The organism is Streptomyces sp. NPDC048650, from assembly GCF_043199095.1.
In the GTDB taxonomy this organism is placed as follows: Bacteria; Actinomycetota; Actinomycetes; order Streptomycetales; family Streptomycetaceae; genus Streptomyces.
Window position 1 is genome coordinate 160,476 of sequence record NZ_JBICVM010000001.1, and the last position, 22,603, is coordinate 183,078.

At 72.2% G+C, this 22,603-nt stretch carries 20 protein-coding genes and 2 pseudogenes; 9 read left to right on the top strand and 13 right to left on the bottom strand.

The features are described 5' to 3' along the window. Positions 1 to 18: 18 nt before the first annotated feature. The 3 genes and pseudogenes from ACGFML_RS00835 to ACGFML_RS00845 all read right to left on the bottom strand — a co-directional run bounded on the left by ACGFML_RS00835 (position 19) and on the right by ACGFML_RS00845 (position 3,948). Positions 19 to 882, bottom strand: a complete 864-nt coding sequence (locus tag ACGFML_RS00835) for a GyrI-like domain-containing protein (RefSeq protein ID WP_393538535.1) — start codon at positions 880 to 882, stop codon at positions 19 to 21. Positions 883 to 2,737: 1,855 nt separating this feature from the next. Beyond that, positions 2,738 to 3,124: a DUF397 domain-containing protein gene (locus ACGFML_RS00840; protein WP_393538537.1), complete on the bottom strand. Its 387-nt coding sequence runs from the start codon at positions 3,122 to 3,124 to the stop codon at positions 2,738 to 2,740. Then, positions 3,108 to 3,948 (bottom strand): annotated as a pseudogene (locus ACGFML_RS00845) (helix-turn-helix domain-containing protein). Before ACGFML_RS00845 ends, ACGFML_RS00840 begins: the two are co-directional and overlap by 17 nt. Before the next feature lie 114 nt (positions 3,949 to 4,062). Between ACGFML_RS00845 and ACGFML_RS00850 the strand changes: the two are divergent. Beyond that, positions 4,063 to 4,284: a hypothetical protein gene (locus tag ACGFML_RS00850; protein ID WP_393538539.1), complete on the top strand. Its 222-nt coding sequence runs from the start codon at positions 4,063 to 4,065 to the stop codon at positions 4,282 to 4,284. After that, positions 4,281 to 4,490 (top strand): annotated as a pseudogene (locus tag ACGFML_RS00855) (hypothetical protein). Before ACGFML_RS00850 ends, ACGFML_RS00855 begins: the two are co-directional and overlap by 4 nt. 96 nt (positions 4,491 to 4,586) lie before the next feature. On the opposite strand, the gene ACGFML_RS00860 reads toward ACGFML_RS00855, so the two are convergent. From ACGFML_RS00860 to ACGFML_RS00870, 3 genes are all read right to left on the bottom strand, one after another. Continuing rightward, a complete protein-coding gene (locus ACGFML_RS00860) occupies positions 4,587 to 6,215 on the bottom strand; it encodes a PTS transporter subunit EIIC (protein ID WP_393538541.1) in 1,629 nt (542 codons plus the stop codon). Positions 6,216 to 6,295: 80 nt separating this feature from the next. Then, a complete protein-coding gene (gene murQ, locus ACGFML_RS00865) occupies positions 6,296 to 7,243 on the bottom strand; it encodes an N-acetylmuramic acid 6-phosphate etherase (protein WP_393538543.1) in 948 nt (315 codons plus the stop codon). A gap of 49 nt (positions 7,244 to 7,292) precedes the next feature. Beyond that, positions 7,293 to 8,192 (bottom strand): MurR/RpiR family transcriptional regulator, encoded by a 900-nt coding sequence (locus tag ACGFML_RS00870; protein ID WP_393540332.1) that lies wholly within the window; start codon positions 8,190 to 8,192, stop codon positions 7,293 to 7,295. A gap of 187 nt (positions 8,193 to 8,379) precedes the next feature. On the opposite strand from ACGFML_RS00870, the gene ACGFML_RS00875 reads away from it, so the two are divergent. The 3 genes from ACGFML_RS00875 (at position 8,380) to ACGFML_RS00885 (ending at position 9,706) form a co-directional block, all read left to right on the top strand. After that, the gene (locus ACGFML_RS00875; RefSeq protein ID WP_393538545.1) at positions 8,380 to 8,742 is read left to right on the top strand and encodes a hypothetical protein; all 363 of its coding nucleotides are present in this window, start codon (positions 8,380 to 8,382) and stop codon (positions 8,740 to 8,742) included. A 1-nt stretch (position 8,743) separates the two neighbouring features. Beyond that, positions 8,744 to 9,031: a DUF4031 domain-containing protein gene (locus tag ACGFML_RS00880; RefSeq protein ID WP_393538546.1), complete on the top strand. Its 288-nt coding sequence runs from the start codon at positions 8,744 to 8,746 to the stop codon at positions 9,029 to 9,031. Between the two features lie 144 nt (positions 9,032 to 9,175). Next, entirely contained in the window at positions 9,176 to 9,706 is a 531-nt protein-coding gene (locus tag ACGFML_RS00885) for a pyridoxamine 5'-phosphate oxidase family protein (RefSeq protein ID WP_393538547.1), read from the top strand. A gap of 69 nt (positions 9,707 to 9,775) precedes the next feature. On the opposite strand, the gene ACGFML_RS00890 is transcribed toward ACGFML_RS00885, so the two are convergent. Then, on the bottom strand, positions 9,776 to 11,005 hold the full coding sequence (locus ACGFML_RS00890; protein ID WP_393538549.1) for a Cmx/CmrA family chloramphenicol efflux MFS transporter: 1,230 nt from the start codon (positions 11,003 to 11,005) through the stop codon (positions 9,776 to 9,778). A gap of 174 nt (positions 11,006 to 11,179) precedes the next feature. Here ACGFML_RS00890 and ACGFML_RS00895 point away from each other — a divergent pair, with 174 nt between their 5' ends. Continuing rightward, the gene (locus ACGFML_RS00895) at positions 11,180 to 11,602 is read left to right on the top strand and encodes a hypothetical protein (protein WP_393538551.1); all 423 of its coding nucleotides are present in this window, start codon (positions 11,180 to 11,182) and stop codon (positions 11,600 to 11,602) included. Between the two features lie 90 nt (positions 11,603 to 11,692). On the opposite strand, the gene ACGFML_RS00900 is transcribed toward ACGFML_RS00895, so the two are convergent. The 4 genes from ACGFML_RS00900 to ACGFML_RS00915 form a co-directional block, all read right to left on the bottom strand. Beyond that, positions 11,693 to 12,370, bottom strand: coding sequence for a hypothetical protein (locus tag ACGFML_RS00900; RefSeq protein WP_393538553.1), 678 nt, complete (start codon positions 12,368 to 12,370; stop codon positions 11,693 to 11,695). A gap of 185 nt (positions 12,371 to 12,555) precedes the next feature. Further along, positions 12,556 to 13,461 carry a transporter substrate-binding domain-containing protein gene (locus ACGFML_RS00905; RefSeq protein WP_393538555.1) on the bottom strand — a complete coding sequence of 302 codons (906 nt, stop codon included), beginning with the start codon at positions 13,459 to 13,461 and terminating at the stop codon, positions 12,556 to 12,558. Between the two features lie 141 nt (positions 13,462 to 13,602). Further along, positions 13,603 to 14,337: a hypothetical protein gene (locus tag ACGFML_RS00910; protein WP_393538557.1), complete on the bottom strand. Its 735-nt coding sequence runs from the start codon at positions 14,335 to 14,337 to the stop codon at positions 13,603 to 13,605. Next, positions 14,334 to 14,810 (bottom strand): hypothetical protein, encoded by a 477-nt coding sequence (locus ACGFML_RS00915; protein WP_393538559.1) that lies wholly within the window; start codon positions 14,808 to 14,810, stop codon positions 14,334 to 14,336. Before ACGFML_RS00915 ends, ACGFML_RS00910 begins: the two co-directional genes overlap by 4 nt. 344 nt (positions 14,811 to 15,154) lie before the next feature. Between ACGFML_RS00915 and ACGFML_RS00920 the strand changes: the two genes are divergently transcribed. After that, positions 15,155 to 15,880: a copper homeostasis protein CutC gene (locus tag ACGFML_RS00920; RefSeq protein WP_393538561.1), complete on the top strand. Its 726-nt coding sequence runs from the start codon at positions 15,155 to 15,157 to the stop codon at positions 15,878 to 15,880. A 673-nt stretch (positions 15,881 to 16,553) separates the two neighbouring features. On the opposite strand, the gene ACGFML_RS00925 is transcribed toward ACGFML_RS00920, so the two are convergent. Beyond that, entirely contained in the window at positions 16,554 to 18,707 is a 2,154-nt protein-coding gene (locus ACGFML_RS00925; protein WP_393540334.1) for a HelD family protein, read from the bottom strand. A gap of 287 nt (positions 18,708 to 18,994) precedes the next feature. Here ACGFML_RS00925 and ACGFML_RS00930 point away from each other — a divergent pair, with 287 nt between their 5' ends. Continuing rightward, positions 18,995 to 19,204 carry a hypothetical protein gene (locus ACGFML_RS00930; protein ID WP_393538562.1) on the top strand — a complete coding sequence of 70 codons (210 nt, stop codon included), beginning with the start codon at positions 18,995 to 18,997 and terminating at the stop codon, positions 19,202 to 19,204. 313 nt (positions 19,205 to 19,517) lie between these two features. Continuing rightward, entirely contained in the window at positions 19,518 to 20,801 is a 1,284-nt protein-coding gene (locus ACGFML_RS00935; protein WP_393538564.1) for a glycosyltransferase 87 family protein, read from the top strand. Between the two features lie 33 nt (positions 20,802 to 20,834). Here the strand turns inward: ACGFML_RS00935 and ACGFML_RS00940 are convergent, their stop codons facing one another. Beyond that, complete coding sequence (locus tag ACGFML_RS00940) at positions 20,835 to 22,487, bottom strand: DNA repair helicase XPB (protein ID WP_393538567.1); 1,653 nt, start codon at positions 22,485 to 22,487, stop codon at positions 20,835 to 20,837. Between the last annotated feature and the right edge of the window lie 116 nt (positions 22,488 to 22,603).

A 22,603-nucleotide genomic window follows, 5' to 3' on the forward strand; every position in this document is an offset into this window, starting at 1 on the left:
GGGGCACGCAGGAAGAGGTCAATGTGCCGGTTCCACCGGGATCCACAGTGCCGCGTCCGCCCGGGCGCCGTCCTCCGACAGTCGGGTACGCAGGATCTCCGGTCCCGGACGGCTGCGGTACGGGTTGGACGGGAACCACTGCGTGTAGACGTCCCGCCAGAGGTACTGGAGCGACTGCGGGAACGGCCCGGAGTCCTCGAAGACCGCCCAGATTCCGGCGGGGACGATGAGGGTGTCCAGGTCCTCGGGGGCGGGCGTGCTCGTCACCACGCCGTGGTAGTAGTCGAGTTCGGTGCCCTCGGCGCGGGCGGTGTCCAGGTCGTCGGTCACTGAGACGATCCCGTCGGGATCCTGGTCGGACAGTGCGGCGATGCGTCGTATGTCCTTCTGGTCGAGGGACCGGATGAACTCGGCGATCGCCGGATTCACGCCCGCGTGGACGAGCGGGACCCGTGCCTTCCTTCCGGCCACCCGGAACTCTTCCTTTTCCACGATCCGATATCGCATGGTGCTGCTCCCTTCGATGATGAGGCGGAAGGACATCCGGGGCTGGGAGTGCAGTGCCGCACCCGTCCGCCTGGCATCGCCGGGGCCCACGCCGTGCATCGCTCGGAACGCGCGGGCGAACGCCTCGCCCGATCCGTAGCCGTAGCGCACCGCGATCTCCAGCAGCGTCCGCTCGCCGGACAGCACCTCGGCGCCCGCGACGGTCAGCCGCCGGCGCCGGATGTACTCCGACAGCGGAAGGCCCGCCAGCGCGGAGAACAGGCGCCGGAAGTGGTACTCCGACGTCGTCGCGATCCGTGCCAGTTCGGGCACCTCGATCCGCTGGTCGAGGTGCTGCTCGATGTGCTCCATGGCTTCGTTCAGCCGCTCCAGCACTCCGGTCTCCTTCCCTTCTGGTCACTCACGTTAGGGAGGAGCGATACTGCCGGACCCGACTTCCTGTGCCCGGTTCGGTCGGGTCGGGGCCGGGTCGGCGGGCCGGGTTGGTGCGGGGCCCGGGTGGGCTCGGGCCGGGTCGGTTCGGGGCGGATCGGTGCGGTGGGGTCCCGTTCGGACGTGCGGCAGGCCCCCGACGGGGTGTCCGGGGCCTGCCGCAACGGCGGTGCCGGTGGCCTGTTTCGCAACGGCGGTGCCGGTGGCCGGTGGGTCCGGTGGGTCCGGTGGGAGCCGGTGGGTTCGGTGGGAGCCGGTGGGTCCGGTGGGAGCCGGTGGGTCCGGTGAGGCGGCCTAGTAGACCGGGGTGAGGTACGTATTGCCGTCGGCCTGGACCATGCAGTGGAAGCCCACGCGGTATGCGTGCGCCTGCGCTCTCCGGACACGTGGTTCCGGGGCGCGGGCTCATTGCGTTCGACTGTCTGCCGGTCCGTCCGCTCCCGGCCCGGAGGCCGGCCGGACGGTGTCGGCGGTGCGGGAAGTACGTTGCCCGGCAGGGCTATTGACGTGGTGACGCCTTACTGACGCCTTACTGACGCCTGCAACCGCCTCGACGCCCTCGAGGCGGTGTTCGGGGGCGCGGGCCGCGTGCCGCAGCGCGCGGACGCGGGCGCGGACGGCGTCGGCGGTTGCCTGGTGGCGCGTAGCGGGCGGGGATTGGCCCCGGCAGGGGGCGCAGATGCTGCCGGGGAGGGCCTCGGGGCGACCCGGCGTGCGGCAGACGGTGCATTCGAGGATGCGCAGGGGCGGGCGTGGGGGCGGCGGGCCCGCGTCGGATGGGGCTTGCGGCGCGGGAGGCGGCATCTTGGCGAGGAGGCGAGCGCGGGCGAAGTGGCCCGGGTGGTGGACCCCTTCCGGTGGGAGTCCCGCGGTCAGGGCTCGCAGGAGATGGTCCGGCGTGGCGCCGCGCGTGAGCCATTCCTCGGCGAGCGCTTCCAGGGCGGCGCAGTCGGCAGCCGAGAGCGTCATACGGGGTTCGGCGCGGGCGAGGGAGGCGAGGAGGTCGTAGGCCCGGGAGTGGGAGTGGGCGTGGTTGTGGGCGTTGCCGTGGGGGTGGGGGTGCTGTGGTGGGGGGCGGCTCGTGTTCCTGGGGCGCCGGAGCGGGGGAAGCGGGTTCGGGGACGTTCCCGGCGCGGAAGGCGGCCCACCAGGCGTCGCCGCGAGCCGTACGGGAGAAGTACGTGCGCGTCACCCAGACCGGGCTGCCGCCGTCACCCGTCAGGGTCTCGGTGATGCGGCGGAGGTGACCGGCCTCGGACAAGCGGCGGAGTGCGGTGCGCAGCGCGCACTGGCCGTACGTCGGTAACACCTTGGCCAGCGTCTTTACGGAGATGTCCGCCCCGTCGGGCAGCCGGTCGAGGTAGGCGGCCACTGACGCCTCGCGGGGAGCGAGGTGCGCGAAGTCGGTCGCGCGGCAGGGGTGTTGGCCGGGGGCGCTGCGTTTTCCGTAGCCGGGTTTCGCGGCGGGGTGGGGAGGGCGGGCTGCGTGCGCAGGCAGGGCAGCGCTAAAGTCGTCCGAAGCCATGAGATCGCTGCTTTCGATCTTGTTGGTCAGACCCCGGCCGGTGTTGGTAGCGCCTGTCGGGGTCGTCGCGTTTGCGGTTGTCGTTGCGGCGTTTGCGGTTGTCGTTGCGAGGCACGCTAGACCGATGCGACGTGTCGTGGCAAGCCGATCACGGAACGTCATGTTCGCTGGTACGCGCGGGGGTTGGGAGGGTGGGTGGGGAGTTCTTTCCCGTCCGTTCCTTGGAAAGAGAGCTCGAAGCCCGGAGCTTGAGCCCGGGCCGCGGAGGGGCGGTCAGGGGGCCGGAACGGTGCCGTCCGACGTGAGGGCGGCGATGAACGTCGACCATGCCGGGGCCCGGAATACGAGCCCCGGGCCGTTCGGGTTCTTGGAGTCGCGGACGGGGACGAGGCCCTCGGGTGCGTAGTCGTCGGCCACTTCGAGGCAGTTGCCGCCGTCGCCGCCGCTGTACGAGGACTTGCGCCAGCGGGCGGCGCCGGGGAAGTCCCGGGCGACCTCAAGGCAGTTACCTCCCTCGCCGCCGCTGTACGTCGACTTGTGCCAGCGGGCGGCGCCGGGGAAGTCGCGAGCCACTTCGAGGCAGTTGCCGCCGCTGCCGCCGCTGTGGCTGGACTTGTGCCAACTGGCCGCACTCAGGTCGTACTCAGGGCTCGTCCTCATGTGCGTAATCCTCCGCCACTGATTCGATCAGGGCCAGGGATTCTTTCGGCGCCAGTGCCGAGGCCCTGAGCAGATCGTAGGTCAGCTCGTGGCGGGTCACCGTTGCTGGATTGTCCTCCAGCCGCCCTGCTTCAGGACCTTCGATGTAGGTGAGCGGAGGTGCGTCCTCGAAGGTCATCAGCTTGAGGGCGCCAATCATGGCCGCATGTGCCCCAGCCTTGAACGGCAACACCTGCACGATGATCCGATGCCGTCGGATCAACTCCGCGACGTGCCGCAACGCCTCCGCCATCACCCCCCCGGCCGCCGGTCTCCCGGCGGAGGGCCGCCTCGTCCAGTACGACCCAAAACAACGGCTGTGTTGGATTGCTCAGGACCTGGGACCGTTCGAGCCGCGCCTCCACCAGCCGGTCGATGACGTCCTCGGTCGCCGTCGGCTGGTACGCGCGGAAGACGGCCCGCGCATACGCCCCCGTCTGCACCAGGCCCGGGATCAGCAGCGGTGCGTACTCGCGGATGGCCAGCGCGACGGCCTCCGCCTCCGCCGCTTCCGCGAAGTGATCCGGGTATTTGGACTTGGCCGCTGCCACGCAGTTGCGGAGGAAGTAGCCGTCGGTGCGCAGGACTTCGTCTATCTTCGCGGCGAAATCCCGCTGCATGCGCCGCGTACCGGCCTCCAGTTGGCCGATGAACGAGCCGCTGACGAAGAGGGGCGCACCCAGCTCTTCCTGGGTCATTCCGGCGGCCTCGCGGCGGTGGCGTAACTCGGCGCCGAGCATGGCGCGCGGTGATGAGGAGGGGTCGAGAGCTTTGGGTCCTGACATCGCAGCTCCCAGGCTGAACACGTGCGGTTGTTGGCCTGCGCCTCTGTCCAGGCTAGCCGCGCAGTGGCCACGCTGGGTACGTAATGACAACCCAGCGTGAAAGGTGAGGCGGCAGTGGAGAGCGTGGGAACCGCAGGGGACGAGGCGCGGGACGCCGACGAGATCGTGGCGGAACTGGAGGGCGCGCTAGGGGCGTTGGGTGTGGTGCTGCCGTCGCTGTGCGTGGATCCGGTGTCGGATGCGAGCCGGACGATGCAGCCGCTGGTGGAGCTGGGGCGGTGCAACCTCGGCACCGCGCGGCGGCTCCTGGAGGTGCTGGCCGGGCGGCGGCCGTGAGGGTGGTGTGCGGCGGTTACGTCGTGGACGTGCGGGATGGGCGGCTCGGCAAGGTCATGGGCCAGGAGGGGCCGTATGTGTAGCTCAGGCCGCCCGGGGGTGGGCGGGAGTGGGACTGCCCGCCGGATGCGGTGCGGCCCGCCGGGAGCCGGGATGCGCTGCGGGCGCGGGTGGCCGAGGCGAACCAGGCGAGCAGGCTGCCGTGAGCGGGCACGGTGCCGGGCGCGCGGACCGGCACCGTGCTGCGGCGGATGCGAGGCGAGCGCGGGGCTCGGCTCGACAGCGGACCGTTGCTGTCCGGCTCAGGCGGAGACCGGCTCCTTGTCCGGCGGTGAGTCGTCGGGCGCCGGGCCGTCGGGTGCCGGGCCCTCCGGGGCCGTGGCGGGTGCGGGTGCGGGCGCGGGGGCCGGGGCGGTGGCGGTGGTGGCTTCGGGCGCCGCGTTCAGATCGGTGAGCATCTGTTTGCTGAAGCCGAAGAAGTAGGTGGCGAGGAAGCCGACGACATAGCCGACGACCAGGCCCAGGGCGTAGACGGCGATCGTGGCGCCGATGCCCTGGTTGCCCTTGACCAGGGGGAAGAGGGCCCAGCCGGACGGGCCGATGGCGGTGGAGCCGACGGTGTCGCCGAGCTGGTTGAACAGGCCGACGAAGCCGCCGCCGAAGGCACCGCCGATGCAGGCGGTGACGAAGGGGCGGCCGAGGGGGAGCGAGACGCCGTAGATGAGGGGCTCGCCGACGCCCAGGAAGCCCGCGGGGAGGGCGGACCTGATGGTCGTCCGGATCGAGCCGTTGCGGGGGAGGCGGAGGTAGACGGCGATCGCCGCGCCGACCTGGCCCGCCCCGGCCATGGCGAGGATGGGCAGCAGGACCGTATAGCCCTGCTGCTCGATCAGGGTGGTGTGGATGGGGATGAGGGCCTGATGGAGGCCCAGCATGACCAGCGGGAGGAAGAGGCCGCCCAGGACGAAGCCGGCGGCCGCGCCGCCGTGGGCGAGCAGCCAGTTGGCGAAGGCGCCGATGGCGGTGGAGACCTCCCCGGCGGCGTACATCAGGCCGAAGACGGTGACCAGGCCGGTGACCAGGACCGTGAGGGTGGGGGTGACGAGGACGTCCAGCGCCTGGGGGACCACCTTGCGGCAGTGCTTCTCCACCTGCACCGCGAGCAGAGCGGCGGCCAACGCGCCGAGGACGCCGCCCTGGCCGGGGGCGAGCTTCTGGCCGAAGGCGGTGATGTCGGCGATGCCGGGGAAGACGATGACCGCAGCGACCGCGCCGCCCAGAATCGGGGTGCCGCCGAATTCCTTGGCGGTGTTGTAGCCGACGAAGACGGCGATCAGCGACATGAAGCCGGAGGCGATGGCGCCCAGCGCCGGGACGGCCGAAGGCAGCCAGCCGAGGTTGGTGAGCAGGCCGTTGATGCCCGCGACGATGCCGCAGCCGATGAGCGCCGGGATCAGCGGGACGAAGATGTTGGCGATCCGGCGGAGGAAGAGCTTGGCGGGGGTGGCGTTCTTCGCCTTCCGGCCCGCTCTGAGGGCGGCGCCCTGCGCGGCGAGGTCGGCCGCGGTCGTGGGGACGGCCGTGGTCGTGGGGACGGCCGGCGCGGCGGCGGGCTTCACGTCCGGTCCGGCCTCCGGGGCCGCTTCCCGGGCGGGCGCCTCGGGAGTGGTGGTGCGGGCCTCCTCGACCAGGCGCTCGAATTCGGGCGCGATCCGGGCGACCCCGGGGCCCAGCACGATCTGGTACGTGTCGTCCTCGACCACGCCCAGCACCTCCGGCACCGCCCGGAGCGCGTCGCCCTGGACCAGTGAGCGGTCCTGGACGCCGAGCCGGAGCCGGGTCATGCAGTGGGCGACGGAGGTGACGTTCGCGGCGCCGCCGACGAGGGGAAGGATCGCGGCGGCGATGGCACGGTTCTTGTCTTCGGACATATGGGGTGCCTTGCTGTGCGGACAACGAGGACGGAGGAGAGGGGGCGAGGGGAGGGGAGGGAGTGGGCCGAGTCGTCGGGTCAGGGGGCTTCGGTGGCCGCGGTGGCTTCGAGGGCGGTGCGGAGGTGGCCGTTCGAGGTCTCCAGCAGGCGGGCCGCGGTGGGCCCGTCGACCTTGCCGAGAAGGGTGAGGATGGCGTTCTTGACCTCACCGTCCGTCGCGCCGAGGGCGGCCTCGATCTCGTGGTCGGAGGCGCCGGTGGCCAGCGCGACGATGCGGCGCGAGCGGGCCCGCAGCTTGTCGTTGGAGGCGCGGACGTCGACCATCAGATTCCCGTAGGTCTTGCCCAGGCGGACCATGGTGATGGTCGAGAGCATGTTGAGCACGAGCTTCTGGGCCGTGCCGGCCTTGAGCCGGGTGGAGCCGGTCAGCAACTCGGGGCCCACGACGACCTCGATGCCGTGTTCGGCGGCCGCGGCCAGCGCGGAACCGGCATTGCAGGACAGGCCGATGGTGAGTGCGCCCAGGGCGCGGGCGTGCTCGACCGCCCCGATGGCGTACGGCGTGCGGCCGGAGGCGGAGATGCCGACGACGGTGTCCTGGGCGGTCAGCCGGATCGTGGCCAGATCCTCGGCGGCGAATTCCTTGCTGTCCTCGGCGCCCTCGACGGCGGTGACCATGGCCGACGGGCCGCCCGCGATCAGCCCGAGGACATCGGCGGGGTCGGTGTTGAACGTCGGCGGGCACTCGCTGGCGTCCAGCACGCCGAGCCGCCCGGCGGTGCCGGCCCCGGCGTAGATCAGCCGGCCGCCGCCGGCCATCCGTGCGGCCGTGGCGTCGATGGCGGCGGCGATCTGCGGGAGCTGGGTGGCGACGGCGGCGGGGACGGTGGCGTCCTCGCCGTTCATGGTGCGGGCGATCTCCAGCGTGGAGCGGCGATCGATATCGGCGAGCTCGGGGCGGAACGCCTCGGTGGTGAGGGTGTCCAGCTGGGCGCGCAGGTGGGCGTAGTCGGCGGTGGAGGTCATGGTGTGCAGGCTCTCTCCAGGGTCGGGCGGCTGGTCCCCACGGCGGCGGTCAGGGCTGGTGGCGGTGCGCGAGGGCTTCGTAGGAGGCGGACAGCGCGGGTGCCGCGGTCTCGTACGTGCGCTGGGCAACTCCTATGAACAGGCAGTCCACGACCAGAAGTTGACTCGTCCGCGACGACATCGCGGCCGGCCGCAGCTCGCTCTCGCGGGCCGTGGAGGTGGTGAGGATGTGATCGGCGTACGCGGCGACCTCGCCGTCCGGGCGACCGGTGATCGCGATGGTCGTCGCGCCGTTGTCGAAGGCCACCCGCAGTGGCTCGATGACGTCGGTGGTCCGACCGGAGTGCGTGATCGCGATGGCGACGTCGCCGGTGCGCATCTGGACGGCGTTCGTCACCGCCAGGTGCGGATCGCTGTGTGCGTGCGCGATCAGCCCGATGCGCAGCAGCTTCTGCGCGAGGTCCTGGCCGACGAGATTGGAGGCGCCGATGCCGTACACATCGATCCGGCGGGCTCCACAGAGCGCAGCGACGGCCGCCTCCAGCTGGCTGACGTCCAGACCGTCCGCGGTGTCGGCCAGGCACTGCTGCTCTTCGTGCGCGAGCTTGGTGATGACCTCGGTCAGCGAATCGTCGACCGCTATGTCCGCGGTCACGGCGGGCGCTCCACCGGCCGCCTGCTGCGCGGCGAGCGCGGCCAGAGCGAGGCGCAGGTCGCGGTAGCCCGGATAGCCGAGCAGGCGGGAGGTGCGGACGACGGTGGCCTCACTGGTGCCGGTGCGCTCCGCGAGGCCGGTGACGGTCAGGGCGGCGCAGCCGGCGGGGTCGCCGGCGACGGCTTCCGCGACCCGCTGCATGGAGCGGGTCATCGTCGGGCCGAGGGTGCGGACCTTGGCGGCCAGGGCCGCGGGGGCGGGTGGGGTCGGGGCCGGTCGGGTCTCGACGGCCATCTCCTTCGCGACGTCCTTCGCCGCGCCTTTGAAAGTTTCCTTCATGCTGCTGCTCACGTGTGAAAAGTAATTTCATCGACGTGCCGCGTCAACACTCGCCGTGCCGGGTTGTGGAAAAGCCGCACGGCTCGATCGGCCTGTGGAGGACGAGCGGTCCGCGCCGACCGTCCGCGCGACAATGGGCGGTATGGAGCTGGAACAGGCATTGCATGCCGCGCGGGCGCTGGTGCTCGCCGACCTGATCGCCGACGAGGTCGCCGACGCCGACATCGTCTCGCTCGTCGAGGATGCGGTCGCGCACCGCCGATGGTGGGTGGAGCAGTGGCCTGAAGGCGTGGACTTCGTCGCGGGGCTGATAGCTCAGGACGTGCAGGACGCGCTGCTCGAACGCTACGGCCGCTGGCCGCTGTGCCCGGTGTGCACCACGTCCGGCGACCCTCACGCCCTCGATGTCGAGCCCGAGTTGGGGCCCGATCCGCACTGGGTGTGCCCCAAGACGGCGGTCGAGGTGGCACCGGTCGGCAGGCTGCGCGCTCCCCTGGAGAGCTGAGGTGGCGATCTACGTCGATCCGCCCACCTGGCCTGGGCACGGCCGGATGTGGTCGCACCTGGTCAGCGACGTCTCGTTCGACGAACTGCACCGGTTCGCGGCCGGTATCGGCGTGCCGCGGCGGGCCTTCGAGCGCGATCACTACGACCTGCCCGCCGAGCGGTACGCCGACGCGGTACGCGCCGGAGCCGTCGAGGTCGGCTGCAAGGAACTGCTGCGCCGGCTGACGGCCGCCGGGCTGCGGCGGCCCAAGCGCCGGACGGCACCGGGGGCGGAGGAGACGCGGTAGGGCGCGTCGGACCGGCGGGTGGCCGGGCCCGCAGCATGGGCTCGGCGGCGCACCGTCGCGAACGGGCAGTGCAGCGAAGGACGGGCAGTGCAGCGAAGGACGAGCCGTGCAGCGAAGGACGAGCCGAAGCGAGAGGGGACTGTCATGGCAGCCAGGGAGCCGGCCACCGAGCTTCACCCGGGCTACAGCAGTGAGGGAGCCACGGCCACGGAATGGCGCGCGGCGGTCGGCGGGATGACCGAGGCGGAGATCTTCTGGCTCAGCACCGTCCGGCCCGACGGCCGCCCGCACGTCACGCCGCTGCTGGCGGTGTGGGCGGACGGTGCGCTGCATTTCGCCACCGGCGCCGATGAGCGCAAGGCCAGGAATCTGGAGGTCAGCCCGCACTGCGTGCTCACGACGTCGACGGTCGGCGGCAATGATCTGCAGGTCGGCCTGGACGTGGTCGTCGAGGGCGACGCGGTCCGGGTCGAGGACCCGACGACCCTGCTCGGGCTGGCCGACCTCTACGCCGCGAAGTACGGCGACGATTGGCGCTTCGAGGTCAGGGACGGCGCGTTCCACCGGGAGGGTGAACGGGCTGTGGTCTTCCGGGTCGAGCCGGTCACCGCGTTCGGCTTCGGGCGCGGCGAGACGTACAGCCAGACGCGGTGGCGGTTCGACAGCGGCGTGTGAGGCGGGACGAGCGAGTCGGGGGCGGGGCCCGGGGGCGGCCCGGTCCGGCCGGCCCGGCCCCCGACTGCCTCAGAGCTGCTTGGCGGGCGTGTTCTGCGCAGCCGCGGTGCGCGAGGCCGAGGAGGCGACGAGCTTGGAGCGGTGGTCGGCCGACCGGTGCAGCCGGAAGGCGACGGCCGTCACGATGACGGCCACCGCGGCCAGCGCCGCGCCGGTCCATGCCACGGACGGGTAGCCCCAGTGGGCGCCGATGACCAGGCCGCCGAGCCAGGGGCCGAGGGTGTTGCCGATGTTGAAGGCGGCGGTGGTGGTGGCGCCCGCGAGCGTCGGCGCGGCGTTGGCCACATTGAACATCCGGGCGTTGAGCGCCGGGGCCGTGGTGAAGGCCGTCACGCCGAGCATCAGCGAGAGCGCGACCGCGGCAATCGGGTTGTGTGCGGTCAGCGCCAGGACGGCCAGTACGACCGTGGAGGCGGATATGCCGGCGAACAGCGTCCCGAAGAGGTGGGCATCGGCGATCCGGCCGCCGATGAACGTGCCGATCAGCGCGCCGACGCCGAAGAGCGCGAGCACTGTCGGCACCCAGCTCTCGGCGAGCCCGGCGGTGTCGGTCAGCAACGGCGAGAGGTAGGAGAAGAGGGCGAAGACGGCCGCGCCGTTCATGGCCGTCGCGGTCAGCGCCAGCCAGACCTGCTTGTCCTTGTAGATGGTCAGCTCGCGGCGCAGCTGGGGGCGGTCGTCACCGGTGGGCACGGCCGTACGCGGCACCAGCGCGATCACGCCGATCAGCCCGATCGCGGACAGTGCGGCCACCGCCCAGAAAGCCGACCGCCAGCCGGCGTGCTGCCCGAGCAGCGCGCCCGCCGGGACGCCTGCGATGTTCGCGATGCTCAGCCCGCCGACCATGACGGCCATTGCCCGGGCCCGCGCGGTCACCGGAACCAGCGAGACCGCGACGGCCGCGCCGACCGCCCAGAAACCGGCGCAGGCCAGCGCGCTCACCACTCGTGAGGCGAACAGCACGCCGTATGTCGGCGCCAAGGCGCCGGCCACCTGGCCCAGCCCGAACAGAGCGAGCAGGGCTATCAGGGTTGTACGGCGCGGCAGTCGCAGAGTCGCCGCGGCGAGGACGGGCGCACCCACCACCATGCCGATCGCGAACGCGGAGACCAGCAGCCCGGCCTGCGGGATGGAGACCTCCAGATCGCGGGCGAGCGGTTGGAGGATGCCGGAGAGCATGAATTCGGACGTCCCCAGGGCGAAGACGGACAGGCCCAGGACGTAGACGGCGACGGGCATTCGGGCGCGATCGGATGGAGCTGGCATGACAGGTACTAACAGCCATAGGACACCTGACATTCCCGCCGCGCGGGATTCCGGCGTGCGACGTTCCGCACATCCGCACCACCTCCGCACCACCTCCGCACCCCACCCGATGTCCGCCGGGTGGGCCCCGCTCCTAGGCTGCCGTACATGGGGCTGAAGCCGGAGTGCGAGCGGTGCGGGGCGGTACGGCGGCCGGTGGCCGAGATCCATGAGCGTGGGGTGCCGCACGAGGCCGGTGCGGAGCATGGCCAGGTCTACGACCATGCGCGGGTGCTGGAGTGCCCCGGCTGCGGCCACGGCGTGCTCCACAAGGTCAGCCACGACTGCTATCTCGAACCGTGGCAGACCGACGAGCCGTGGGACATGGACTGGACGTGGCGGCTGGAGCCGGAGGATCTCGACCGGCTGCGGCAGGGGCTCGCGAACTGCCCGGACCCGCTGTTCGACCGGTGCCCGTGCCCCGCGCACGGTGTCCTGCGAGGCGACCGGCGGGCGAGCGTGAGCGAGGACGAGGCGCGGGTCGTGCTGGAGGCGGACGGGCTGCCGAGGGTGCGGCGGCGCGCGGAGTAGCGGCCCGCCCGGCTGCCCGCCCGTCGCCCGTCCGCCCGTCGTCCGCCCGGCAGCCGCCCGTCCACCAGCGGCCCGCCCGGTGGTCGCAGGTCAGCCGCTCAGCAGATCCAGTTCCGTGGTGAGGTTGCGGCGTGCCGTGTGCTCCCACCGGTCGTAGGCCGGCGGGGACCTGAACAGGCGTGGCAGGGCGAGGAGTTGGCGCAGGACCGCGGCGCGGCCCGCACGGAAGTCGGCGTCGGGGACGAAGCCGTACTCCTCACGGACGGTGGCCGCGTAGGCCGCGTACTCCTCCGGCGAACCGGCCAGGACCGCCAGATCGGCGTCGCACAGCACCTCGCCGTCGGGATCGTCCGGTGACGGGTCGTGCGTGATGGTGAGCCGCACCAGGCGGGCCACCTCGGCGGTACGGGCCGGGCCGACGCCCAGTTCGGGCAGGGCGCGCTCGGCGAGGGCGGCGCTGCGCTCCTCGTTCTCGGAGCGGTCGGGGCGGTAGACCGCGTCGTGGAACCAGGCCGCCAGCTGGACGACGGGCAGATCGTCGGCGTGCCCGGCCAGCTCGTCGATGCGCTCCAGTACGGCGGTCAGGTGGGCGACGGTGTGATAGCGGCGCTGGGGTTCGGCCCACCGGGTGAGGAGGTTGTCCGCGTAGGGGGCCGGGTCGGGGGCCTCGACGCCGTGCGCGTCGCGGGCGGCGGTCACGGTGTCGGCCCAGCGGCGGATCAGCTCCGCAGCGGCGGTGGGGTGCGCCATACGGGACTCGGAGGTCATGGCAGTCATTGTGCCCGGCGGGGTCAAGCTCCGCCGGTGCGTGCCGCCCCTGAGCCCCCGAGTCCCTGAGCCCCTGAGCCCCCGAGTCCCTGAGCCCCTGAGTCCCTGAGCCGCTGAGACCTGAGCCCCTGGTTCCTGATCCGCTGGTTCCTGGTCCACTGTCAGGTCTCGTGGGTGCCGCCCCGTCAGGTACGGGGCCGGTCGCGGCAGGAGAGCGAGTCGACGGTCTCCATGCGCGGCTTGAAGTTGGTCTCCCAGGTGGGGTCGGCCTTGGGTATCGAGGGCAGGGAGGTCGCGAAGTCCTGGGTCCAGTTGTTGTCGCCGAGGTAGTCCCGCAGGGCGTCGCGCAGCTTTCGGCAGTCCTGGCGGTGCCCCTTGGCCATGGCGATGCCGTACTGATTGGCCGAGCCGTAGGTGATGTCGGGGACGACCTTGAGGTCCGGGTTCACCTGGGTGAAGCCGTAGAGGATCATCTGGTCGGTCGAGACGGCGTCGGCCACCTTCTTCACCTTGAGGTCCTCGATGCAGGTGGAGGCGTCCGGCTGCTCGTAGACCACCATCCGGTCGTACTCCGGGCCCTCCAGGGTGGTGGCGGAGGTGGTCCCCGGCCAGGTGCAGACGCGCTTGCCCACCATGTCGTCGGGCTTCTTGATCTCGTGGTCGTTCCTGCGGACCATGACCCCCTGGTACGTGGTCGCGTACGGCCCCACGAAGTCCAGGTCCTTCATCCGGTCGACGGTGATCGAGAACGTCGCGACGACCAGGTCCTTCGTCTTGTCGGTGAGCACCGCGCGGCGGTCCTCCGACGGGACGATCCCGAAGTCCGGCGTGGCGCCGACGCCCTTGAGGACCTGCCGGGCCACGACGGTGTCGAAGCCGGAGAACTTGTAGTTGTCGACCACGGCGGTGCCGGGCTGGTCGTTCTTGGTGCCGACCTGGACCCGGCCGTCCGCGAAGAGGGACGGCGGCTCGTCGGCGCCGCAGGCGGTGGCCAGAGCGGTCAGGGCGAGGAGCGCCACTACGGCGCCGGCGCGGCGGCCGTCGCGCCGGCCCGGTCTGGTGGCTGTCGAGCGTGCTGCCCCGATGGTCATGAGGGTCCCCGTTCTCGTCGTTCGTCATCGGTGGTGCGGCTTCTTCGGTGCCCGAGCCTCTTCGGTGCCCGAGCTGCTTCGGCGCGGCCGTTGCTCAGGAGCCGGCGTCTCTTCGGCGCCGGCTCCTCGTCGGCGCCCGGCTCATCTGTCGTGCAGCACGGCGTCCGTCGCCCGTACGTCCATCCGGCAGCCGCGGCCGGTGTGCAGCGTCAGGCCGATCCGCACGGAGCCGGCCCGCGCTCCGAGGTCGAAGTCGACGGTTCCCCCGGGGCGGACGGCCGTGGTCTGCGCGGCGACGCCCGAGGTGAGGAGCGAGACGGTGGCGTGGGTGTCCGGCAGGCAGGTCGGGCCGGCCGTGATGTGGTCGTCGATGGCCAGCGTCAGACGCAGGGCGTTGCGCGGTTCCTTCAGGGCCGAGGCGTCCAGGAGGAGGGAGAGGGAGCGGTGGGTGGTGTCGTCGAGGGGCTGGGTGCCCTCGGTGCGGATCTGACCGGTCACATCGATCTCGCCGTGGGTGAGGACGTTCTGGAACGCCAGCCAGGCGCCGACCGCCGCCAGGACGGAGACGAGGGAGAGAGCGCCGACCACCCGGGCGTCGCGCGGCCTTCGGTTGAGCACACGGGCGGCGGCCGTGGCGACGGCCAGCCCGGCGAGGACGCCCCACAGGGTGTACTGGCTCGCGGGGCCGTCCGGCCAGGTGCTGCCGGCGATCACCAGGCCGGTGCAGGCCAACAGGAGGGGCACCCAGCGTGCGCTGGGGTGCATCACCCACTTGATGATCACGTTCTTGATGTCGTTGGCCGCGATGGAGTGGTCGCCGTGCGCCGCCGCGCTGTTGTGGACGTCGCCGTCGCCCTGGCCCCCCTGGCGGGTCATGAGCCGCCCTGGGCGCCGTTGCCGCCCCCCATGTGGATGGTGCCGTGGATCTCGACGGCCGCGATGGAGCCCTGGCCGGTCGCCGTCGGAGTGTTGTGGACGGTGCGCGCGCCCTCCGGCGAGGCGCGCCGGGCTATCTGTTCCAGCAGGTGAGAAGCGTCGCGACGGTCGGCGGGGGCGTGCAGCCAGGCCGTCACGGCGGCGGACAGGAGCTGCCGCTCCCGGTCGTCGAGGGCCGCGAGCAGCTCGTCGAGGGCGTCCGCGCGGCGGAGGTCGAGAAGCGGCCGGCCGTCGCCGTCGCCGAGGGGGCCGTCGCCGCGGTGCAGCAGCCGGCGGAAGAAGCCCTCCCCGGCGGTCACGGTACGGTCGGCGATCCGCTGCTGGGCAGCGGAGACCACGGAGGTGCCCAGGCTGTTCGCGGCCAGGGCGAGATAGGGCGCGATCTCGGCGGACACGGTTGCCAGGTCGGACATCCGGCTCTCCCCACGCTCGGCGGACAAGGCCATCTCGTCGATCACCGGCGCCACGCCGCAACGGCCCTATCGGAAAGGCGTGTTACCCCTGTGGGGGCTGATCCACACCCGCACCATTGAGGGGTTTCGGGCCGGATTTGCCGCCAGATGCGTGGGTGGCCGGGCGCCGGGTGCGCGGGGGTGGCCGTACGGGTGGTCGAGGGGCGGATTCCGGGTGCGTCCGGCGGGGGAGTGCCCCGGCGGAGTCGGTCGGGCGTACGCTGGGTATTGGACTAGACCTGTTGTGGGTGCCCTGGAGTGCCCTGGACCCGCTGTAGACCTGACGTTGCCCGGATTGGGGTCATATGAACAAGCGCGCGCTCCTGGAGGTGATCGCGCTCGGCCCGGAGGACGCGATCGCCGCCCAGGCCGGTGGGGCCGACCGCCTGGAACTGGTCACCGACATGGCGGCCGACGGGCTCACCCCGCCCCGGGCCGTCTTCGCCGCGATCCGGGCGGCCGTCGACATCCCGCTGCGGGTGATGCTGCGCGCCGCCGACGGCTTCGCCGCCGGGGACACGGCGGCCCTGCGCGCGGACGCCGCGGCACTGCGGGCGGCGGGCGCCGACGAGTTCGTCCTGGGCTTCCTGACCCCCGACGGCCGACCGGACCTCGCCGCCGTACGCGCCGTCGCCGCGGAGATCGACGGCTGCCGCTGGACCTTCCACCGGGCCATCGACCACGCCGCCGACCGGGACACCCTGCGTCGGGAGCTGGCAAGCCTCCCCGGAGCGGCCCGTCCCGACACCTACCTGACGGCCGGCTCCGTCCAGGGGGTCGAGGACGGGCTGGCGACGCTCGTCGCCGAACAGGCGCGTACGGCGAGGGGCGAGCCCGGATACGCGCCGCGGATCCTGGTGGGCGGCGGACTCACCCTCGGACACCTGCCCCGGCTGCGTGCGGCGGGCCTGGACGCCTTCCACATCGGCGGCGCGGCGCGCCCCGCCGGCTGGGCCGCCCCGGTGGACGCGACCGCGGTACGCGCATGGCGGGACGCGCTCGACGGGGTCCTCGACGGCGTGGGTGTCTAGAGGGTGTCCGCAAGGGCCTGATCCAGACGGCAGGCCGACGGCAGGCCGACGGCAGGCCCTGAGCGCGGGTTGGCCGAGAGACCCACGGGGCAGACCGCAGGCACGATGCCGCCGTGGACCGTCAGCGGATCAGCGGCATCGCCCACACCGGCCACCCCATCTCCGCCCCGCTCGGCGACGGCTCGGTACGCGTGCTCCTCGACCGGGCCCTCCCGCGCGGCGACGCACGAATCCTCGACCTCGGATGCGGATCAGGCACCTGGTTGGTGCGTTCACCTCCCCACACCTCTACGGCCTGGTCCTCGGCACCGGCGCCACACACGCTGTCGGCGGCCTGCTCCCCACCCTGGAAGCGGGCGGCAGGCACTCGCCCGGGCGGCAGCGTCCTCCTCGGCGCATGCTTCTGGGAACGCGAACCCGACCGGACAACCCTCGACTCCGGCTTCACCGCCGATGACCACGACGGCCTCGCCACCACGGCCGACCGCGTCGTGGCCGACGGCTGGACCCCCGTCCACGGGCACGTCAGCACCCCTACCGGAGCACACTCGGATTCGTCACCCTGCTCCTCCGCCGGACGACCCGGGCGATGTCCTGATCCCGTGGGAAACACGCGCGGGCAGGCGCGGCCGAGGGCGCGTCGGCGGACGTCAGGATCGGTCGGAAACGCGCGTCAGGATCCGGCGGTCAGTTGGTCCGGCAGCCCCGCGGCGTGCACGACCTCAAGTCCGGACACCGCGCGGGTCAGGCACACGTACAGCCGACGCAGCCCCGTCCGCTCGTCCGGCTCACCGTCGATGATCGCCGCGGGTTCGTCCAGCACCACGTGGTCGTACTCCAGCCCCTTGGCGAGGGTGGCGGGCACCAGGGTGAGACGGGCCTCGGCGGAGGTCTCCTCGCCCGGAGCCAGGCAGCTCACGCCCGCTGCCGCCAGGGCCGCACGCAACACCGGAACCCGGGCCTGCGCCGCGATCAGCCCGATCGACCCCTCCTTCGCCAGCGCCCGGTCGCACGCCGCCAGAACGGCCGCGTCCCTTTCCGTCGCCGCGACCCGGCGCACCTCGAAGTCCCCCGCTGCCTCGCGGATCGACGTCGCCTCCGTCAGATCGGGGGCGATGGCCGGCAGCAGCCGGGAGGCGTAGGCGATGACCGCACGCGGCACGCGGAAACCCTGGGTCAGCTCCTCGACCGCCGCACCCGGCTTGCCCAGGTGGGACAGGGCCTCCTCCCAGGTGCCGGTCGCCCACGGGGTCGTGCCCTGCGCGATGTCGCCGAGGATCGTCGCCGACCCCGTCGAGCACCGGCGGCCCACCGCGCGGTACTGCATCGGGGAGAGGTCCTGCGCCTCGTCCAGGACCACATGGCCCAGGGAGTGGGTGCGCGCCACCAGGTCCGTCGCCTCGTCGATCAGTACCGCGTCCGCCGACGACCACTTGGCGCTCCGCACGCTCCGGGGCGGCCGGCCCCACAGGATCGCCTTCTGCTCCTCGGGCGTCAGGACGCCCTCCGCCTGCTCGGCGAGGAACTCCGCGTCGCCCAGCAGGCGCAGCACCAGCTTGGCCGGATCGACCGGCGGCCAGACCGCCTTGACCGCCGCCTTCACCGCGGCGTTCCGGGCCACCGCGTCCTGGACCCGGTCGTCGGGCGCCTCACCCGCCTGCTCCATCCGCACCAGGACGGCGTGCGCGATCCGCTGCGGCAGCGCCTCGCGCGCCGCGCCGTAGCGCATCTCCCGGCCCATCAACTCCCGGACGATCTCCTCGATCTCATACGCCGGCACCCGCCAGCGCCGGGAGCCGCGGACGACCACACAGGGCTCCTGCGGCATGGTGATCCCCGCGCGGACGGCCCGCCGCAGCACCTCCGCCATCCGGGCGTCGCCCTTGACCGTCGCGGTGGCCGCCTCGTCCGTACCGCGGACCTCCACATGCGCCACCAGGTCCTCGACGGTGGCCTGCTTGACCTCCAGCTCGCCCAGCGCGGGCAGCACCTGCTCGATGTAGTGCAGGAAGGAGCGGTTCGGGCCGATGACGAGGGTGCCGGAGCGGGCCAGCCGCTCCCGGTGTGCGTAGAGGAGATAGGCGACACGGTGCAGGCCGACGGCCGTCTTGCCGGTGCCCGGGGCCCCCTGCACGCAGACCGAACCGCCGATGCCCGCACGCACGATCTCGTCCTGCTCCGGCTGGATCGTGGCGACGATGTCGCGCATGGGGCCCACGCGAGGCCGCTCGATCTCCGACTGGAGCAGCCGGCTGGTCCGCTCGGCCTCGGCGGGGTCGGTGAGGTGCTCGTCCTCGTAGGCGGTCAACTCACCCCCTGTGTAACCGAATCGGCGGCGCAGTCGGAGATCCATCGGGTCCTTCTTGGAGGCCCGGTAGAACGGCTGGGAGACGGGGGCCCGCCAGTCGATGACCATCGGGTCGCCGTCGGCGTCGTGGACGTGCCGACGCCCGACGTAGAAGTTCTCTCCCGCCGCGCCCTCGGCGGCGTCGACCCCCGGGGCGTGCAGATAGTCCAGGCGGCCGAAGAAGAGCGGGGTGTGGGCGAGGTCGGCGAGCGCCTTGATCCGGGCGTCGATCTCGCCCTGGAGCACCTCGGCGCTGACCCAGTTCGCGGTGACGTCGGCGATGTTGAGCGCCTCGGCGTCCGCACGCATGGCGCGCAGCGCGGCGCGGGAGGCGGCCAGATGCGCGCGTTCGGTGTCCAGCGCCGTCGTTGACGGGCCGGGGCCGGGGCCGGGGCCGGGCGACGGGTCGAGGCTGTGGGCGGGCGAGGGCACGGCGTTGCCTCCGGTGGGAAGTGTCCGGTGGAAGTACAGCGGGCGCATGCCGCGGAGAGCGGGCACGGCGAGGCAGGCCGGTTTCCGTCCGGCCGGCGGCACTCCGCGACGGGAGGCAGGGCAGACGCGCGATTCTAGTCAGCACCCATCAGGGGCGCCACCGGAATTCCGCGGGCACGGGACGTGGCAGGGCGCCTACGGACGGGGAGGGAGACCCCCTCGACCTGTACATATCCCGTAGGGGTCGGCATAGCACCGGAGACGGACGCCCGGCCCGCGAAGAATGGACCCTTGGGCCGATGTGCGGGCAATCGCGTGAAATCCATCATGGAGCTATGAGCAGCGCAAGCCTTCACTCCGCATCCGTCCACCCCCTCTCCCTCAACCCGGTCAAGGGCGCCACCGCCCTTGGCTCCGACCCGGCCCGTGGCACGGAACACCTCCACGAGAGCCACCATGTGATCGGCAACGCCCTTCGCGCGGTCAAGGTCTACGTCGCAGCGGCCTTCAGTGTCGTCGTGATGGGGGAGTACTCCGAGGATTGACGCCCCACAAGCCCCAGCCCCAACCCCAAGCCCGAGGCCCCGAAGTCACTGAGCGCGGACGCCCTCCGCCCGGACGGCCCGCCCGGCCGCCCCGCATGCGTGCCACCCGTATGCGCGCCACCCGCCCCCGACGCGCCCGCACCCGACCCGCCCGACCCGCGTCCGCATCCGCCCGGACCCCGCACCATCGGGCGCAGGGCCCCCGCCCCGCAGCGACATCCGGATGACCGGAAACCGTTACGGACCGTCCCTCTCGATCCACTAGCGTCGCCGCAGAGAGCGCAGTTCAGGGCGATCAGGGAGGGGTCACGGGGTGTCTGCCGCCGACGGTAGGGGGACCTGGACATGGAGACGCACCTGGGCGCAGAACATCGCCGCCCCCCGCCGGCTGGTGGTCGCGGCAGCGCTGCTCCTGGCCTCCTTCGTGGGGCTGTGGGTGCTGTACGCGGTCCAGCCGCTCCCGATGTCCGACATAGTCGTCTACCGCGCCGAGGGCGAAGCCGCCGCGACCGGCGGTGACCTCTACGGCTTCACGGTCACCAAGTGGCACCTTCCGGCCACCTACCCGCCCTTCGCCGCCCTGCTCTTCATCCCCACGACCTGGATCTCGCTCGCCACCCTCAAGGTCGTCTGCGTCTTCCTCAACGCCGCCCTCCTCGCCCTGCTGATCCACCTCTCCTGCAAGGCCGCCGGCCTGCGCAAGGCCGCTTACGCCGCGCCCACCCTCCTCGCCGCCACCGCCCTGGGCCTCTGGCTCGAACCGGTCTTCCAGACCTTCGTCTTCGGCCAGGTCAACCTCGCCCTCGCCTGCCTCGTCCTGTGGGACCTCTCCCGTCCCGACGGCGCCCGCTTCAAGGGCTTCGCCACCGGCATCGCGGCAGGCGTCAAACTCACCCCTGCGCTCTTCGCCGTCTACCTCCTGATCACCGGCCGGGTGAAGGCCGCCTGCACCGCCCTCGCCGGATTCGCGGTGTCGGTGCTGGTCGGCGTGGTGTTCCTGCCCCACGCCAGCGTCGAGTTCTGGACGCGGCGGATGTTCGAGACAGGCCGGGTCGGCAAGGCATGGATCGTCGACAACCAGTCCCTCCAGGGCCTGATCGCCCGCGCCCTGCACACCCCAGAACCAGGCCTCCTGTGGGCGGCGGTCGCGCTGCTGACCGCCGCCGTCGGGCTCTGCGCCGCCCGCCGCGTCTATCTGCGGCGCGGCCTGGACACCTGGGGTGTGCTCGTCACGTCCGTGACGGCGCTGCTGGTCTCCCCGATCAGCTGGTCGCACCACTGGGTGTGGTGCGTACCGCTGCTGGCCACGCTCGCCGCGCACACCCGCGGCATCCCCTGGCGCCGAGCGCTGCTCGCCGCCGTCACCCTCGCCTTCACCGCCCGCACCATGTGGATCGTGCCGCACACCGGCGACCTCGACCTGCGACTTCCCTGGTGGCAGCAGCCGCTCGCCGCGCCGTATCCGCTGCTCGGGCTGGTGCTGCCGGCCGCGCTGCTGTGGTGGACGCGCAGCACCGCGGGACGCCCCGCGGACCCCGGCCGGATCCCCCTGCCCCGCGCCGCCGAGCGGCTGGGCCCGGCCTCCCGTACGGGCTGAGCCCGGAGGCGGCCGCCCGCCCAGGGCTCCTGCTCAGAGCTCCTCGTCCGCCGCCAGCAGTTCGTCCGCGTCCACGATCCGGTAGGCGTACCCCTGCTCGGCCAGGAAGCGCTGGCGGTGTGCCGCGAAGTCCTGGTCGATGGTGTCCCGGGCGACGACGGAGTAGAACCGCGCCTCGTGCCCGTCCGCCTTGGGACGCAGCACCCGCCCCAGCCGCTGCGCCTCCTCCTGCCGCGAGCCGAAGGTGCCCGACACCTGGATCGCGACCGTGGCCTCCGGCAGGTCGATGGAGAAGTTCGCCACCTTGGACACCACGAGCACCGAGATCTCCCCCTCCCGGAACGCGCCGAAGAGCTTCTCCCGCTGCGCGTTGGTGGTCTCGCCCTTGATCACCGGTGCGTCCAGATGCGCGCCCAGCTCGTCCAGCTGGTCGATGTACTGCCCGATCACCAGCGTCTGCTCGCCCTGATGCTTGCGCACCAGCGCCTCCGTCACCCGCTGCTTGCTGCCGGTCGTCGCACAGAAGCGGTACTTCTCCTCGGTCTCCGCCGTCGCGTACGCCAGCCGCTCCGACTCGCTCAGATTGACCCGCACCTCGACGCAGTCGGCCGGGGCGATGTACCCCTGCGCCTCGATCTCCTTCCACGGAGCGTCGAACCGCTTCGGCCCGATCAGCGAGAAGACGTCCGACTCCCGCCCGTCCTCCCGCACCAGCGTCGCCGTCAGCCCCAGCCGCCGCCGCGCCTGCAGATCGGCGGTGAACTTGAAGACCGGAGCGGGCAGCAGATGCACCTCGTCGTAGAGGATCAGGCCCCAGTCCCGGGAGTCGAACAGCTCCAGATGCGGATAGACGCCCTTCCGCTTGGTCGTCAGCACCTGGTACGTGGCGATCGTGACCGGCCGGATCTCCTTCCTCGTGCCGCTGTACTCGCCGATCTCCTCCTCGGTCAGCGAGGTCCGCTTCACCAGCTCGTGCTTCCACTGCCGGGCCGAGACCGTATTCGTCACCAGGATCAGCGTCGTCGCCTTCGCCTGGGCCATGGCACCGGCCCCCACCAGCGTCTTTCCCGCACCACAGGGCAGGACGACCACGCCCGAACCGCCGTGCCAGAACCCTTCGACGGCCTGCTGCTGATACGGCCGCAACGCCCAGCCGTTCTCGTCCAGCTCGATCGGGTGCGCCTCCCCGTCGACATAACCGGCCAGGTCCTCGGCGGGCCAGCCCAGCTTGAGCAGCGTCTGCTTGATCTGTCCGCGCTCGGAGGGGTGGACCACCACGCTGTCGGGGTCGAGCCGCGCGCCCACCAGCGGCTGCACCTTCTTCGACCGCAGGATCTCCTCCAGCACCGGCCGGTCCGTGCTGGTCAGCACCAGGCCGTGCGCGGGGTGCTTGGTGAGCGTGAGCCGCCCGTACCGCGACATCGTCTCCGCGATGTCCACCAGCAGCGCATGCGGCACCGGATACCGCGAGAACTGCACCAGCGCGTCCACGACCTGCTCGGCGTCGTGGCCTGCCGCCCGCGCGTTCCACAGGCCCAGCGGCGTCACCCGGTAGGTGTGAATGTGCTCCGGCGCCCGCTCCAGCTCCGCGAAGGGCGCAATGGCCCGGCGGCAGGCGTCCGCCAGCTCGTGGTCCACCTCCAGCAGCAGCGTTTTGTCGCTCTGGACGATGAGAGGTCCGTTCACGCGCCTCGCCCTTTCCGGTCACCGGCAGGCCGTAGCCGTAGGGGAGGTTCCCGTACGGTCCGCGCGGGATCGTCCCGTACGGCCAAATCTCCAGTGTGCCGCATCGGGCGGGCGCG